Genomic DNA, 16,371 nt, shown 5'->3' on the forward strand with positions numbered 1-16,371 from the left:
TAATGTCATTCAACAATACACAACAAGCTGCTGACGCGCCCCGGATTCTGGGCGCGACAGGACTAGAAATGCCCGAAATGGGTGCTGCGCGCATTCAGGTTGATCACAAACAAATAATCAACTGTCGTGCTGACTTAAACCAATTGGTTCCCTTCAAATACAGATGGGCTTGGGACAAATATTTAACTGCCTGCGCTAATCACTGGATGCCTAATGAAATAAACATGAGTGCCGATGTGGCATTATGGAAAGATCCTAATGGACTTACTGAAGATGAGCGCTTAATTATTAAACGTAATTTAGGTTTCTTCTCCACTGCTGATTCATTGGTTGCCAATAATCTGGTTCTTGCTGTTTACAAACACATTACCAATCCTGAATGCAGACAATATCTATTACGTCAAGCCTTTGAAGAAGCCCTGCATACTCATGCTTATCAATACATCATTGAAAGTTTAGGACTTGATGAAGCAGAAGTATTTAATATGTATCGGGAAATCCCTTCAGTGGCCACTAAAGCAGCCTGGGCATTGCCTTTCACCCAAAGTTTAGGTGATGAAAGTTTCCATACTGGTACTCTTGAGGATGATCAACGTCTATTACGCGATTTGATCGCATTTTATGTCATCTTTGAAGGTATATTTTTCTACGTTGGTTTTACTCAGATTCTCTCTATGGGACGTCGTAATAAAATGGTAGGGACATCAGAGCAATTCCAATATATATTGCGTGACGAATCCATGCATATGAATTTTGGTATTGATGTCATCAACCAAATTAAAATCGAAAATCCGCATTTATGGACGCCTGAGTTTAAAAATGAAATTATTCAACTCGTCAAAGATGGCGTAGCAATGGAATATCAATATGCTAAAGATACTATGCCTCATGGTATTTTAGGAATGAATGCAGAAATGTTTGAAGAATATCTGCATTTCATTGCCAATCGTCGTCTCAATCAAATTGGCCTGACTGAACAATACCCCGGCGCTGAAAATCCATTCCCATGGATGAGTGAAATGATGGACTTAAAGAAAGAGAAAAATTTCTTTGAAACACGCGTCATTGAGTACCAGGCAGGCGGTACTTTAAGTTGGGAAGATGAAGATTAAGGCAAATTTTTTAGTGTAACATGCTCAATCTGCCGGTGCTCTTTCCGGCAGACTCCTTCTGACGCAGTAATGCATCACTTAATTATTAAATACGGAAAACTCCATACCGGTTATTTATAATTTTCTAAACATCCTTTAGTTCTCATTATGTCAATGATATATTAACTAATTTTCTGATAGTTATTTGAATGTAACTTTCAACTTCCTGGGTACGTAGGTCTTTTAAGCAATTAGCAAAATAAAATATCCACAGCCCTAATTATAATGAATTTTTTGATTCTATTGATTTGTTGATTTAAGGGAGGATTTTGATGTCAAGAAAGAACTATATAGCCTGTGCCGTGTTGCTTTTGGTTTCTGAGTCAGTTTTAGCGAAACATTTATTAAAAGAATCCACAGATTTAATTTTTCGTCCATTTGGAGTTTTTAATGTGGGGGCTGACTTTATTCGCTCTGGAAGATCTCAAACAGTAACTTTGCTTCCCCCATTTTCAAATCATTATACTAACTCAGATAATTATCAAAGCAGCGGAAGCTTGGGGGGCGGTTTAGGCATAGAGTCATTTAAATCCGAAAGACTCTTCTGGCAATTAGGTGTATCTGCCTATTTTGATTCTCAGGTTACTAATAGTGGCGACGTATGGCAATTTGGCTTGCCTGAATTTAATAATTTGACCTACAGTTATCAGACTCAATACTCGCGAATAGTGGCTTCAGGTAAAATATTAAGCACGGTAAAACAAAGGATACATCCGTATCTTTCTGGAGAATTAGGAGTTGGTTTCAATAGAGTCTCAGGATATCATGAAATTCCCCTGATACCTGAAGTACTGCCCATGTCGCCATTTAGGAGCGCAACACAGAGCTCGTTCACCTGGGGAGCTGGGGTTGGTCTGGATGTCGATCTCAACGCGCCAGTAAGACTGGGTATAGGATATCAATTTGCCGATTTAGGTAAGGCATCATTAGGTTTGAGCCCTGCCCAACTGACAAACGACACCTTGCATGTTTCTAATTCATATACTCATCAAGTCAGGATACAACTGACAGCTCTTATCTAAGGACGAATAATAATGAAGGACTTTGGGCGAGAATTGCCTTAGATTAATTTCGTATGGCTAATGGGAACAAGATTAGCCTGTGCCGAGTGCTGCATTGCGAATGTCCGCACTGCACACCGAATTAAACACTGGAGAATACTGTTCATTTGCAAAAAAGTTAGCTATGAATGGCTGTACGATTTTTGGTTGTTCCTTAGACAATTGTTCTTTTATGAAGAGTTCTATTTCCTCACGATTTTCTATTGGTTTTTCTATCCAGGATTCAAGTTTATCTCCAGGGATTGTCAAGTTTAAGACGATCTTGTTGTATGGAGATGAATCAATTAGAATGCTTAAATAATGCTCTTTTCTGGCTGAATATCTGGCCAGGTACTCACCAGGGTTACTGAGTAGCCGCTTTGCAGCCTCTGTATCAATATTACCGTGATATAATGGAGAATCCATCTCTTTTTTCAATTCTGGTTTCATTTTAAAAAATACGGCCGCTTTTCTATAATCCCACAATTTGGAATTACCCTGCTGTTCGCCAGTATTTTCAATCGCTTGCTTTTGCAGCACATTTCCGTAGAACAGTATGGCGCGCACGAGCATCATTGCCGTGTAAATTTTCGATAATTGCTCAGTAAATCCTGCACTGCAATGTCCATGTTGGCTAATTTGATATAATTGAGAATATATGGGGGCTAACCCTGTATCTCTCAATTTGACAAATTCAGACTCAGCGAATTTATTCAATGCCTTGGCCAGACTCGGTTCTTTTGGTGTGGATGCTTGAGAATCCTCCTCCAGAAAGGTGTACAATAAAGATATTGCTAACTCAAATTCATGGAATTCGGCGGTATTTTCACCAAAGGCCCAACGGTATCGTAAGTGGACATTTTTTGCTTTTTCTAAAATATTTTCAAACAGATTGCAAAACGTATCATGAAACAGTGGAACATCTTTCACAGCAGGGCCAAGGGTTTTACTCATCAAAACATTGCAACGCTCGTATACACTGGGAAACGTTGTAAATATTCGCAGAAGGTCTTCTCTTGAAAAGCATTCAACCCAATGTGTGCTTCGTTCAGTAATTTCCCTGCCGCCAATATAATCATCGAGCAAACCGGTCCTATCGATGCGATTTAGAAGCATTTCTTCCGTATAAATTGCGTTATCGGACGTGGTAATGGTTCTGGCTTCCTGCATCTCTTCTTGTGGGTAGTCATCAGTTTGTTTTTCTTTTCCTTCTTCACTTGAAGTGTCCATAGAATGTTTGATTTCTATCTTCTTTTTGCTCATATATACCTCTGTTCACTAGAATGTTTTCCGGATGCTTATGAGGTTTTTAGCACTTATTCCCGTGCTAAAAAGAAATCTACCGGACAATATGTTTAAATATTAGCACAACTGGGTATAAAATGGATTTTCTGAAAATTTAAGTTGAATGATGTCCGTATATTTATTGAGGCTGATAAAATGGATTTTGACTAATCTCAGCCTGTTGACTACTGGACGAAATCTCTTTGGGGGTTATCACACAATCTTCTTGTAAAAAATCTTGTATCTTACCTTCAAAAAGAAGGGTTTTAGGTTGGGAACAATAAAAATCAAAGCATTTTCCTTCTGCATCAGAAGATCTATTAATTAAATACACACGCCAATCACCACTCTCTTTGTCAGGAGGCACTATTAAGGTTTCTCCCTCCATACTCATGACCGCTTTGATGGTTATTTCTCTATTTTTATTAAAAAAAGCCTTACCTAAGCGCATGGCATAATCTAAAAGTGGATTATCCTTATCTATATCAGAAACAATAATTTCTATCTCCTTGATAGAGGCAGGAAGGCCGCTTTGTAACAACTTTGCGGCTAGCATTTGGGGGGCAATAAGATTTTGAAAAGAGCCGTCTGCATTTAAAGAAACTAAAGTAAGTTTATCACTTTGATCAAACTCAAAATTAGGAAAATTAATAATCAGGGAATGTCCGTTTTCTGACTTCAGAGAGCCAATGCCTTTTCTATTAAGAGCTGAATCAAAAAAAGAAATAATCATATTATTTACCCGTTTAAAACGACAGTGAGCTCAGTTTAACTTTTCAGTTTCTTTTCAATTAAGTTAATAAACCATTAATGTTCACCAGTTATTCTAATAATTATAGCAAGGTTTAAAATATAGAGTTGGTGGTTATTATGATAATAATGTTAGATGCCGATAAAACTATTATCAAAACCAAGGAATTAATTAAGGGAAAAGATCAAGTTGAAAAAGTTCAACGAACAAGAGATGGAAATTACACTTTACAAGGCACTCGAAAATCATTTTTAACAGAACATAACAATAAACCCATCACTCGAATAACTTTTATTGGACATAGCGCCTATGAAGAAGGTACGGGAGTTCAGTGTTATGGGGGCTATGAAGTAGAGGATTTCTCAGATTTACTGATCGCACGACTCAAAGAAGCCAACGAATCATCCGGAAAAAAGAATGGCTTCACAGACAATCTTATGCACATTGACTTAATAGGATGTTTGACCGGGTACGTTTCTCCCACCGGCAAAAGTTTTGCTGGAAGAGTAGCTGAACGACTGTTAGAAGCAGGTTTTAATATTCGTGTTAATGCATTTACCAATCGAAGCCTTCCCCAGCCCCATGCTGTTTCAAGCATGATTTCCATGCCTAGTGTAGAAGAAGGAAAACTCTATATTCGTGGATTTTCCAGCCCTGCTCATCAAGAAAAATATGACCAGATGAAAGTGGTCATTGCCAAGGATATAGAAGAAAAAGAATGTAAGGGATGTGAATTAGCAGAACTAATGGAAAAATTTGCAGCCAAAAAAAATGAAAAAAAGGAGAAGCAAGAAAAACATAAAATTGTTCAAGATGAGATGGAAAAAATGCAAGGACGTTATAACTCCTTAACAAAAGAAATTAAAGTATTGGAAGAAAAATTAAAAACTCATAATACTAAAAAATTCTCATCTGAAAAATTACAGGATAGTATTGAATCAGTTGTTGATTATGCAAAAAAAACCAAATCTAAATGGCAAGCCAAGGCAGTTTCTTTGGATCAAGAAATCAGGAAAATAAATTCCTCTCAACAGCCCGAGCAAGAAAAATCCAGCGTAATTATGAAAGCCATAGAGAGAGCAGTAAAAGATATTCGCAGCCATTTTTTTAGTGGTAGAAAAAGTACTACCGCTAACGCACTTCAAGATGTGATGGATAACAAAGAAAACATCACTTCTTTTAGTTCACTTAAATCCCTCTTAAACACCATTGGGCAGGATGCCATAGACAATAATTCAAAATGGAAGAATAAGACCCGTGATTTACTGTTAAAAATTGATGTAATTGACCAATCATCTAAAGACGAGCACACGAAACTGCAAGAAGCATTAGCTTTAATTGATCTTACAGCTAAAGATATTCGCGGACATTTTTTTGGAGGCAGTGGAAGTACAATAGCTACCCGATTAGAAAAAATATTGGAAAAACAAGATAAATATTTGGCTCATGCAAGAGAGCAAGAGGCGTTCACCAAAGAATTATTACAAAAAAAATCAGAGTTAGAAAAACTCCAGACTTCACCGCAGATTAAGATTTTAAAAGACGATAAGCAGAAATTGAAAACAAGTCTGGAGGATTTGGAGAAAGACATACAATCTATTGGCCAACAAGGGAGACGTGTCGCTCGAGAAATAAGAGGTTTGGATAAACAAATTGATGAGGGAAAAAAGAAAATGGTATCTTTTGCCGTAGAGGTAGCTTGCACTGACAATGTGCGTCATTATTTAGATTCACATCCTGAATGTAACTTCACTCAGCCAGCACAGGAAAAACAATTAAAAAGCAATCATGTCATTCGTAACTCCGGAAGGGTTGGCTTTTTCCAACCCCAAACTCACACAACAGATACGGTATCTGTTGCCCCGGTTTCTATAATTAAAATATAGCAAAATTGACCTGAGAGAATGTCAGCAAACGTTGTTATAAAGCCGAATACTTAATGAATTAACCTGAAAATACCTTATAACCACTATTGAAAAAACGAGAGTAGGTAGGAGCTGAGCTCAGCGAAGCCCAACAATAAATTAGAAATCATGGCATTATTTAGCCTTGGGTGTTGGGCTTCGCTTTGCTTCAGCACCAACCTACGTATTCAACTGTAATAAAGAATTTTTTGAGAACTCTTCAAGTCCTCGATATTTTAAGATAAATTGTCAAAGATCTTGTGGGCAGAGCAATAAATCTCAGCTTGGCGGTTATGTCGGATGACCCAGCTTACTTTATTTAATAAGAAAGGATTGTTATGTTAAAACGTTGGCTAACAGGAGTACCGCCCCTGAGGAGAAGTACATTTTTTAGTCGACAGTCGCAACAGACGCATCAACGGTCTCATCATCACTCATCTCAAAATAACTCCATACCCCGCCATGAATTGAAAACTCACTTTCCTATATTTACTTTTTTGGAAATGGGCCTGTATGGCTGCACCCTATTTTATCTGGTCTATTCTATAAAGAATGAAAAAGTAAAATTGAGTAATAATCAAACACCTAATCTGAATGAAGCGCCTAGAGAAACTCAGGAACCAAAAGGACCCAGAGTCTAAGCCTTAATTGCCTCGATTCGTCAGATTGCAATCAGCGCATAAACCTTTGATTTCTACAGTGCAATTTATAATTGAAAATTGAATGGCATTAGCTGATTCAGTTACAGAAGTAAAATCAAGAATGCACTCTAATTCTTTGACAAAATCACATTGACTGCAAATGAGGAACTGAGCCTGCCCCACGTGATGGCCATGCAAACAGGCAACGTAGGACTTAAGACTGTCGATGCAATGAATAAATCCCTCTTGATGCCAAAATTGAATGGCACGATAGACTGTAGGCGGCTTGGGGTTCTCAACCTCCATGGATAGTTTCTGCAGTATTTCGTAAGCACCAAGAGGCTTTCTCTCATCCGCTAATATTTTGAGGACACGCTCTCTTGGCTCTGTAAATCGATAGCCATGGTGTATGCAATGTTTATAGGCCCTGTCCAACAAATTATGTTTCATCAACCATCTTCAAGTTTAGTTAGTACACTGTAGTTTACCATAATCTCTATGGAAAAATAATCCAACAACTGTCCCCAATGATTTAACAAAGAACATTTTCTGTCTAAAAATTACTTAATGTTTCTTGATTTTCAGCAATTGAGTGTTATATTATAACACTTTTTATAAGCCATTGCCTTCTTTGCATCCTGGTATTCATTTAAATAGAGAAAACTAATGTATTATTATAATTATCGCTTCCGCCTTTCAGATGATGCCCAATTTCCCGACTCGGAAAAAGCTGCAAAAAAAATCGAACAGATTTTGAATGAAGATCAAAACCTGGAGTTAGTGCGGGTAGCCATCGATTTGAACAGTCAAAATAAAAGCATCAGTTTATTATGTAAATCTCAAGATGCTATAGCCATACAAGCCCAAGTGACGCAGCTTTTGTTAAAAGAAGGGATTACTGTAAATGAAGAAATAGAAACAGAAGAAATTTTTGATGAAGAGGAAATGGGGCATGAAGATCATGTACATGCATCCAGACCTGTACATCCTGACCGTATTAAAAAACGGAAAAAGAAGACTAAACAAGAACATTCCCATAAGCACTCTCATGAGCACGCTCATAAACATTCCCATGAGCTCTCTCATGAGCACTCCCATGAGCTCTCTCATGAGCACTCCCATGAGCTCTCTCATGAGCACTCCCATGAACTCTCTCATGAACACTCCCATGAGCTCTCTCATGAACACTCCCATGAGCACTCTCATGAACACTCCCATGAGCTCTCTCATGAACACTCCCATGAGCTCTCTCATGAACACTCCCATGAGCTCTCTCATGAACATTCCCATGAGCTCTCTCATGAACATTCCCATGGGTGCTCTCATGAACATTCCCATGAGCTCTCTCATGAACATTCCCATGGGTGCTCTGATGACTCCCATGAATGTTCTCATGATCATTCTCATGAGTGCTCTGATGACTCCCATGAGTGTTCTCATGATCATTCTCATGGACATGACAATCATTGGCTTAAAGCTGCATTAGGCTTGGTTTGGGGAGTAGGCTTACTTGTCCTTTCTATTGCAAGTTTTAATATTCCTATGATCGCCTACTACGTCATCACAGGGCTTACTACGTTGATGACACTGTACTTGGGACGCACTATTTATCAATCAGCGTGGCGTGCCTTATTGGAAAAAAAATGGAATACTACAACCCTATACACCATTAGTACTTTGACCATTGTTGGAGTGTCTATCGCAAGCCTGTTTGTTCCCGGTTTACCTATGATGTTTGAAGCAGCACCTTTGGTATTGGGCTTTTGGCATTTAGGCGAAGGAATTGAACATACCTTAAAAGATGAAATTACTAGAAAACTGGATGTGCGCGCTTGTATACCTGCCTTAGTCAAGTTAAAGGGCAATCCGGATAAGGAAATTTCAGCCAAGACCTTAATTCCTAACGATATTATTATTGTTAAAGGCGGAAATGTTATTCCCGTCGATGGTGTATTAACGAGCACCGCACTACTTTATACCACTCGAATAGATGGCTCTCCCGATTTGAAAGAATTTAAACCGGGCGATACAGTAAAATCCGGCATGACTTTAGCTTCTCATGTTCCTTCATTGGAAATGCGTGTAACAAAAACTTATCAAAACTCTTATCTCTCATTAATCGCAAAAAATATTAAAAAAGCAAATAGCGAAAAAGCACCGATTGAACTGTTTGCGAATACAGTATTGAAATATTTTATTCCTGGCTTGCTCGCTGTAGCTCTTGTATCCGGAATTGTCATCGGTTCCGTATTTAATCCCGCGCTTGCTATTCAATGCGTTATCTCTGTTCTTGTGAGTGCATGCCCCTGTGCTTTGAGCTTGATTACCCCCCTGGCAGTTAAAATAGGGATGAAAAAAGCCTCTGAAAAAGGAATTAATTTTAAAAATGGCAAAGCGTTACAGGCCGCTGCTGATATTGATGTCGTTGTTTTTGATTTAAACGGCACACTTACTAAAGGCCAAATCGAGGTGAGCTCTTTTTATATTGCAGATAAAAATAAAAAGTTTTTGAGCCATATCGCCTTATTAGAAGATCAATCCCAACATCCAGTGGCAAAAACGATTAAGTCTTATATAGAAGGTCAAGGCATTGTTTCAAGCGAGCCATTAGAAATAACTTCCGTTGATAAAAGTCATCACTCTGGCATGAAAGGTGTGATCAATGGTGAGACATTCATAATAGGCAATAAAGACATGCTATTAGCGAATGGAATTACCCATATCAATGAGCCTTATAATAATCCTGAAAATGGTTCGGTTTACATTGTTCGCGGGACCAAAGTCATAGGACAAATTGACCTCCACGACCCTTTGCGTGAAGATGCCCTGGCAACAGTCAATCAATTAAAGCGTCTTGGTAAAGAGGTTCATATTTGTACCGGGGCAGATCAGGCAACTGCAGAAAAATATGCCGCATTATTAGGTATCCCCAAAGAGAATATTTGCGCCAATACCGTAGGTGCGATTACTAAACCGGGAGAGGTATCTAAAACAGGTTATATAGAACAGTTAAGACGCCGCGGTTATAAAGTAGCGATGGTAGGTGACGCAGCCAATGATGTCACCGCAATTGCCTATTCAGATATAGGCATTGCGGTTAAATCAAGTATTGGTGATGACATCACGGAACAACATGCGGGCATAGTGATTCAACAGGGATTGCTATTTCCTATTGCAACAGCATTTGATGTAGCACAAAAAACCAAACAAAATATTTTCCAAAACTTACTCATGAGTTTAACCTATAACTCAATGATTACTTTGGTGGCAGCAGGATTGTTTGTTGCCTTGGGCTTTGCGCTTAACCCGGCACTGGGTGTGGCCTTAATGGTACTTGAATCCACCATTATTTTAGCTAATTTATATCGTTTCAAACACCAGGAAGTTGTGACTCCAGCATCAAATAATGCAAATGCGGTAGTCGATGCAGAAGTTCCTGGAAATACAACCGCAAAAGTGTTGAATGCTTTAGATTTCCGTTCCAAACCCCAAGCCAGTTTAGCTGTTGTGCCAAAGCCTGAGGCAGTGAACTCTAAAGCGGGAAGGTTCTTTACGCCTGCTGCTAATCTTGCTTCTCATACTCCTGAGAAGGATCAGCAAGATCAACTGGCTTGTTTATGTTAGGGGCAGTCGACAATTGATCCTTGGACGTCGCAGCGAGTAACCTGGGTGAAACGAAGTGAAGCCCAGGTTTCAGTCCTGCGGCCCCCACCCAGACTACAAAAAAATGAGTTGATCCCGTCAAATTTGCATCAAGGCTTTTCCATAGCTGCGGGTAAAGACGAAATTTCGTGGATTTCTGCAATATAACCGCCGGGAAACTTCACCATGGCTGAAAGACGTTGTTCCGCGATAACAGGCTCGACCAGAATGGTTGCTCCCGCTATTTGTGCTTGCGCAAGAGTCTCTTTAAGATTAGGCACTTCATAACCCGTTATTTCACGACCATAGGGCCAAACTAAATCGCCATTGGTGATGATGACCAGCATTCGCCCAAAACCGGATTCAATACGTACGCGTCGATAATGTTTATCCGGTTGTCCTATCTCAATACCAGGGGCATTTGGATTATCCGATACTACCTTACCTTTTGAAAAACGAAGAAAATCCTTAATGAACAGATCGGCACTGTCTGGAGACAGATAGACTCGATTTTCCGGAATAGTTTTCAACTTGGCATAAGATGGCGGGATATTATGCCAGTAGAGTTGCATGTACACGCCTCCAGGCCATTGAATAATAGCATCCCTGCCTACAGGATCAGAAAATGGTGCTACCACAACATCGGCTCCTGAATCACGTGCAGCAGCGAGGGCTTTATCCAAATCTTTAACGAGATAGCCTGTTCGTTCAAGTCCAAAAGGATAAGGAATAGGTGTCTTGAACCCGAATACAGATACCGCCCCTACCGGAGTTAATCCCAGCTGCGACATAGTCTGACTCGGCGTTGGGGTTACCTGAAAGATACCTTGCGGTGAAGTATTTCCTCCAAAAGTACCCATAAAGCTGGCTATGAAGCGATCAAACTGTCCTGGAGCCACGTAAACATGGGTGGTGTTGTATTGAGGCCCAACGGAAAAATCAGAATTTTGCGCCGCATTGACGGTCATCAGAGATAAATCAGCTAACATCAAAACCGTACAGACAAGAGATCCAACTTTACGCATTATTGTACTCCTTACCCAATTCACTTGCCGATAAGAACAAGAGTTCATTAAAATGCCCAGCAATAACAATTTCCTCCCCAATGCCAATTAGATTCAAGATGATTTAAAGAGTGACAGAGATGGGTTGTGGTACTGGAACCCATAGCCAATAATTTATTACCGCCATAAGTTCCATAATGTCTTATTGGCGACCAATCAGGACTCACCGGCGGTAAAGGAGGATTATAGTGAGCAAAATGCTCGCAGGCATGCACAATCGTTCCACCAACCACCGTCATTAAGGAGTAAAGCTCTTTGATTTCCTCTTCAGTAACCTGAAAAAAATCTTTGGACAACACAGCAAAATCAGCCAATTGATTGGGCAAAAAAGATCCTTTACTATTAGATTCATTAGAAAACCACGCACTGCCTTTGGTATACAGTTCTAACGCTTTTTCTCTGGAGAGAATATTATCGTTTTCATACAGCACTGTTCCCCCTACTGTTTTCCCCGAGGTTAACCAGTAAATGCATAACCAGGGATTATAACTGGAAACCCTTGTTGCATCAGTTCCCATGCCCACAGGAATACCTGCTGATAGAATTTTACTGAGGGGTGGAGTACGAAGAGTTTGCTCTTTTCCATAGCGCTCCAGGAAATATTCACCTTGGAATGCCATACGATTTTGGATGGCAATACCACCGCCAAGAGCGTGTACTCTTTCGATTGATTTATCGGATATAGTCTCGGCATGATCAAAAAACCAATGTAATTGATTAATGGGTACTTCTTCATGGACTTGCTCATACACCGTTAAGGCTCTTGCAATAGACTCATCATAAGTAGCATGTAACCTGAACGGCCAGGATTTCTGTGCCAATAAATGCACCACTGGTTTTAATTGCTCCTCCATGACTGGAGGTAAATCAGGACGAGGTTGTAAAAAATCTTCAAAATCAGCAGCAGAAAACACCAACATTTCTCCCGCCCCATTATGGCGATAATAATCATTCCCCTGTTGATACTGGCTGTTTTTAGTCCATTGCTCAAAATCGGCTAATTCATGATTCGGTTTTTGAGTGAATAAATTATACGCGATTCTAACCGTCAGTTTATTCTCTTCATTCAGTTCATTGATTACCTCATAATCTTCTGGATAATTTTGGAAACCACCCCCAGCATCGATGACACTAGTGACACCCAGTCGATTTAACTCACGCATGAAATGTAACGTAGAATTAATTTGATCTTCTTTATCAAGCTTTGGGCCTTGAGCTAAGGTCGAGTAGAGGATGATGGCATTAGGATTAGCAATTAACATCCCCGTTGGATTACCTTCCTTATCCCGTTGAATACGCGTACCCGGCATTTCTTGAGTGTTTTTATCGTAACCGATGACATTAAGTGCTGCTTTATTGAGCAAGGCTCTATCGTACAAATGCAAAATAAACACCGGCGTCTCTTTAGAAACCGCATTAATTTCATCTAAGGAAGGCATTCTTTTTTCTTTAAATTGAAACTCGCTCCAGCCACCAACCACTCTAACCCACTGTGGTGCCGGAGTTCTTGCAGCTTGTTCTTTTAGCATGAATAAAGCGTCACTCAAATTATTGATGCCATCCCACCTTAGCTCCATATTGAAATTCAAACCACCGCGAATAAGGTGAATGTGAGAATCATTAAGACCAGGGATAACCCTCTTTTTTTGTAAATCCACCAGCCTTGTCGATGGTGTTTTTAAAGAAAGGATTTCTTGATCGGAACCAAACTGCACAAACCGATGGTCTTTGATAGCAACAGCAGTCACATCGCTTTGACTAATACCCGGACCTTTAAAAAGCCCGTTAAAGAAAATAATATCCATAGCGAGATTGCTCCAGACTGATATTGGACTATTTGATCAATTTACCTTTCCATTGACTTCTTGATTTTTGTTTATGAACCAGGGTGTAGGCATAATCAACCCCCATCCCATAGCCACCACTATGTTCTCTGACTATATCCATGGTTCCGTTATAGGTTTCTTTCCTTGCCCAATCCCTTTGCCATTCTAGCAATAACTGTTGCCAGGTGAGCGGAGCAACCCCTGCTTGAATCATGCGAGTCATTGACGTTTGGTGCGCCGCAAAGCTTGTGCCTCCACATGCATCCTCAACAACATATACTTCATATCCATCTTGCATGGCTGAAAAAGCACACATATTGATACACACCTCTGTCCACAAACCTGCTAGTATTAATTTTTTTCTCTTGGTACCAGCAATATGTTTTCTAACCATTGCAGAATCCCAGGAATTCATACTGGTTCGTTCAATAATGTCATTGTCAGGAAAGACGTCTAATAATTCTGGCCAGATGTAGCCACTAAAACTTTCGGTTTCAACCGATGTTAGAATCGTAGGTACTGCGAATAATTTTGCAGATTTTGCTAAAGAAACCGCATTGTTTTTCAGCAATTGACGATCCATATTAGCGACCCCAAACGCCATTTGTGGTTGATAGTCTATTAATAAAAGTACTGAATTTTCAGGTGTTAACAGTTCAATTTTTTTATCCATGTTAATAATCCTTTATTAATAATAAAAGTTCCGCCTTATACTCTTGAGTTAATCTTGCTGGAAATATCCTAAGCTTAGTAAATGCAAAGCACTTTGTCTAAATATAAATCATTTTTCTAAGAAGTTATTGACTGCCGTTGACTTAAGAAACGTCATCCAGAGCGAAGCGAAGGATCTCCAAAATGTGGCGAAGAGCCCTCGTCGCAAACTCCTCGGAATGACATAAAGTGGCTTAAGCCATAGTAGTGCTCATCAGTCAAACGGAGCCAGATAATGCCTTGCTCTCGACTGTTTAAATTTTTTGAGGAACTCTCAAGAACAAGCTGTGGAGCGTCTAAGGACCAATTGCCCCCATAGCCCCTCTTTTATTTGATTAATTAAAAAATAGTGTGACATTTGTCATTGATGCGGTAAAATCCGAATCGTGTAGAAAGGAACTTGTTAATTATGTTTTATTTATGAACAAATCCGATAATGACCAATTTGTTTACCGGGATGAATGTCTATAAAAAACAAAAAGTTCTCCACTCACAGTAAATTAGCTCGAACTGAAATACATTTTTTAACCTGGCACAACAGATGAGGTAACCAATGGAAGTAAAAATAGAAAGAAGTCCACGAACTCAACATCAGCATGGCCAAGCAGGTACTCAACATCAGCATGACCAAGCAAGAACTCAACATCAGCATGGCCAAGCAAGAACTCAACATCAGCATGGCCAAGCAAGAACTCATCATCATGGCCAAGCGAGCCCTTCAAATAATAATACCAATTACAGCTTCATGTTAAAGTGCTTGGGGGCATTAACCGCTGCAGCAGTGATAGCTGGAGGGATTATTCTGGCCACAACCGCTAAGGTAAGTACCGCAGCCCTGATTGGCACCGCAGCAGTAGCAGTAGCAGCACCTCTTGCACCTATTGCTGGAGTATTAGCTCTTATTGGTCTCATTAGCGCCGTTTGTTTATTACCCTTTTTATTTTCAGGAAACAGCTCTTATACAGTTAGGACACCTGGCTATGTTTATAGTCGTCCTACCTATTACCAACCGACGATTTTCCCCACACCGGTTGTTTTCGGCGGCCATCACCATGATCATGGACACTATCACGGTCATGGACATATAAATACTGAATATGGACACGGCCATCAACATGGACATGTCGACACTGGACACGGACATGGACACGCCCATTCACACGGACATTCTTAATAAATAATAATTCAAGCCTGACTGTTATCTTTGCATGATAGTCAGACTTGAAAAATTTCTAGTTTAATGTTCAATTAAATAATAGAGTTTGCTCAGGTTCAACTGGGGTAGCGTCTAGTATTATCTGCCGCTCGCGCTTGTCAAATAAAACCTTAGCAGCGTCAAACAATTGCTCCACATCCCCCTTGTCGGCCCAAAAACTCTGGAATGCCAGAGGATAGGTTCTTAATAACTCTTTCTTGTTCATTGCTCTATGCTCATTTAGAGCTGATGATATATCAGCAAGAAAAGCTGCTTTCTGAGTGTTTTTTTCCATTTCATGGGCAGAGGAGCCTTGAAGAACAGCAATTTTTCTTGTAATAATTTTTTGCAGATAAGCCTCTCCTGCAGTGGGCTCCATTGCTTTAACTACTGCACTGTAATCACAACGGGTAAATATCCGATGGTATAGATGATCATGCTGCAAACCCGCATCCAATGTACTTATTAGTTCCGATGACTCGGTAGGTTGTTCTTGCTCTATTGGTTCTGGTTTCCCTAAATGTAACAGTCCTTTGATAGACAGCTTCCAATTATGGGGAGTGAACCGCCATAAAATATTTAAGAGAGTAAAAGTTACCGCAGTCAAAGCAAAAGCAGATCCTACCGCAGGAGCAACAGGAAAAAGCATTACAAAGGCCACAGCTCCTACAACAGCAGTTAATAAGCCTAGAACAAATAAATTATTTATGACCGCTTGAATATAATGCATGCGCTGGGCAGATCCCTGAAGAGATTCATAAGCTCTATATCCATTAAGCCCTAACATCGCTAACTGATGAAAAGCTGCAACAAGGACGCTGCTGAAAAAAAACCATGGCCCTGCTGCAAAAGAAAGACCATATGCTGTTGATATAGCAGCGCCATACAGCGAAATACTGGCCAAAACTGCACAGACTGCTGATGTAATAAAACCGAACCACTGATCCAGATTTTTATTTCTGGCCTTAGCAAGATGATATCCATTAAATAAGGCCGAAATGGTAAGCAAAAACCCCATGAACGGAAACATCACATAATATAGGGGGGTTCCCGTAAAAAACATAAAAATACGGGAATCTGACATTAAAGCAAAAAAACCAACGTCCTGCACTTCTTTAACATATTGAACTGCTCTTTGGATCCAGCGAACAGACATAAATCA

14 protein-coding genes are annotated in these 16,371 nt (G+C 39.8%); 6 read left to right on the forward strand and 8 right to left on the reverse strand.

Going from position 1 to position 16,371, the window contains the following annotated elements:
- Window positions 1-2 precede the first annotated feature (2 nt).
- Together LOX96_RS09685 and LOX96_RS09690 are read left to right on the forward strand one after the other, a co-directional pair.
- Window positions 3-1,112 (forward strand): ribonucleotide-diphosphate reductase subunit beta, encoded by a 1,110-nt coding sequence (locus tag LOX96_RS09685; protein WP_250421694.1) that lies wholly within the window; start codon window positions 3-5, stop codon window positions 1,110-1,112.
- Window positions 1,113-1,423: 311 nt separating this feature from the next.
- Window positions 1,424-2,173 carry an outer membrane protein gene (locus LOX96_RS09690; RefSeq protein ID WP_250421695.1) on the forward strand — a complete coding sequence of 250 codons (750 nt, stop codon included), beginning with the start codon at window positions 1,424-1,426 and terminating at the stop codon, window positions 2,171-2,173.
- A gap of 72 nt (window positions 2,174-2,245) precedes the next feature.
- On the opposite strand, the gene LOX96_RS09695 is transcribed toward LOX96_RS09690, so the two are convergent.
- Both LOX96_RS09695 and LOX96_RS09700 read right to left on the reverse strand, forming a co-directional pair.
- On the reverse strand, window positions 2,246-3,454 hold the full coding sequence (locus tag LOX96_RS09695; RefSeq protein ID WP_250421697.1) for a hypothetical protein: 1,209 nt from the start codon (window positions 3,452-3,454) through the stop codon (window positions 2,246-2,248).
- Between the two features lie 160 nt (window positions 3,455-3,614).
- Window positions 3,615-4,208 carry a hypothetical protein gene (locus LOX96_RS09700; protein ID WP_250421699.1) on the reverse strand — a complete coding sequence of 198 codons (594 nt, stop codon included), beginning with the start codon at window positions 4,206-4,208 and terminating at the stop codon, window positions 3,615-3,617.
- 137 nt (window positions 4,209-4,345) lie between these two features.
- Between LOX96_RS09700 and LOX96_RS09705 the strand changes: the two genes are divergently transcribed.
- Entirely contained in the window at window positions 4,346-6,112 is a 1,767-nt protein-coding gene (locus tag LOX96_RS09705) for a hypothetical protein (RefSeq protein ID WP_250421701.1), read from the forward strand.
- Window positions 6,113-6,468: 356 nt separating this feature from the next.
- On the forward strand, window positions 6,469-6,771 hold the full coding sequence (locus LOX96_RS09710; protein ID WP_250421702.1) for a hypothetical protein: 303 nt from the start codon (window positions 6,469-6,471) through the stop codon (window positions 6,769-6,771).
- 3 nt (window positions 6,772-6,774) lie between these two features.
- Here LOX96_RS09710 and LOX96_RS09715 read toward each other — a convergent pair whose 3' ends face one another.
- Window positions 6,775-7,221 (reverse strand): Fur family transcriptional regulator, encoded by a 447-nt coding sequence (locus LOX96_RS09715; protein WP_250421704.1) that lies wholly within the window; start codon window positions 7,219-7,221, stop codon window positions 6,775-6,777.
- A 568-nt stretch (window positions 7,222-7,789) separates the two neighbouring features.
- A complete protein-coding gene (locus LOX96_RS17710) occupies window positions 7,790-8,158 on the reverse strand; it encodes a hypothetical protein (protein ID WP_431606634.1) in 369 nt (122 codons plus the stop codon).
- Window positions 8,159-8,313: 155 nt separating this feature from the next.
- Here LOX96_RS17710 and LOX96_RS09720 point away from each other — a divergent pair, with 155 nt between their 5' ends.
- Complete coding sequence (locus tag LOX96_RS09720) at window positions 8,314-10,395, forward strand: heavy metal translocating P-type ATPase (RefSeq protein ID WP_431606635.1); 2,082 nt, start codon at window positions 8,314-8,316, stop codon at window positions 10,393-10,395.
- 128 nt (window positions 10,396-10,523) lie between these two features.
- Here the strand turns inward: LOX96_RS09720 and LOX96_RS09725 are convergent, their stop codons facing one another.
- Genes LOX96_RS09725 through LOX96_RS09735 form a run of 3 tightly spaced genes read right to left on the reverse strand, consistent with a single transcriptional unit; the run spans window position 10,524 to window position 13,976 of the window.
- On the reverse strand, window positions 10,524-11,438 hold the full coding sequence (locus tag LOX96_RS09725) for a glyoxalase (protein WP_250421706.1): 915 nt from the start codon (window positions 11,436-11,438) through the stop codon (window positions 10,524-10,526).
- Window positions 11,439-11,485: 47 nt separating this feature from the next.
- The gene (locus LOX96_RS09730; protein WP_250421707.1) at window positions 11,486-13,282 is read right to left on the reverse strand and encodes an amidohydrolase; all 1,797 of its coding nucleotides are present in this window, start codon (window positions 13,280-13,282) and stop codon (window positions 11,486-11,488) included.
- Between the two features lie 28 nt (window positions 13,283-13,310).
- Entirely contained in the window at window positions 13,311-13,976 is a 666-nt protein-coding gene (locus tag LOX96_RS09735) for a hydrolase (RefSeq protein WP_250421708.1), read from the reverse strand.
- 591 nt (window positions 13,977-14,567) lie between these two features.
- Here LOX96_RS09735 and LOX96_RS09740 point away from each other — a divergent pair.
- A complete protein-coding gene (locus LOX96_RS09740; RefSeq protein ID WP_250421709.1) occupies window positions 14,568-15,188 on the forward strand; it encodes a hypothetical protein in 621 nt (206 codons plus the stop codon).
- A 70-nt stretch (window positions 15,189-15,258) separates the two neighbouring features.
- Here LOX96_RS09740 and LOX96_RS09745 read toward each other — a convergent pair whose 3' ends face one another.
- On the reverse strand, window positions 15,259-16,365 hold the full coding sequence (locus LOX96_RS09745) for a hypothetical protein (RefSeq protein WP_250421710.1): 1,107 nt from the start codon (window positions 16,363-16,365) through the stop codon (window positions 15,259-15,261).
- Between the last annotated feature and the right edge of the window lie 6 nt (window positions 16,366-16,371).

The organism is Legionella maioricensis, assembly GCF_023618015.1.
GTDB lineage: Bacteria > Pseudomonadota > Gammaproteobacteria > Legionellales > Legionellaceae > Legionella > Legionella maioricensis.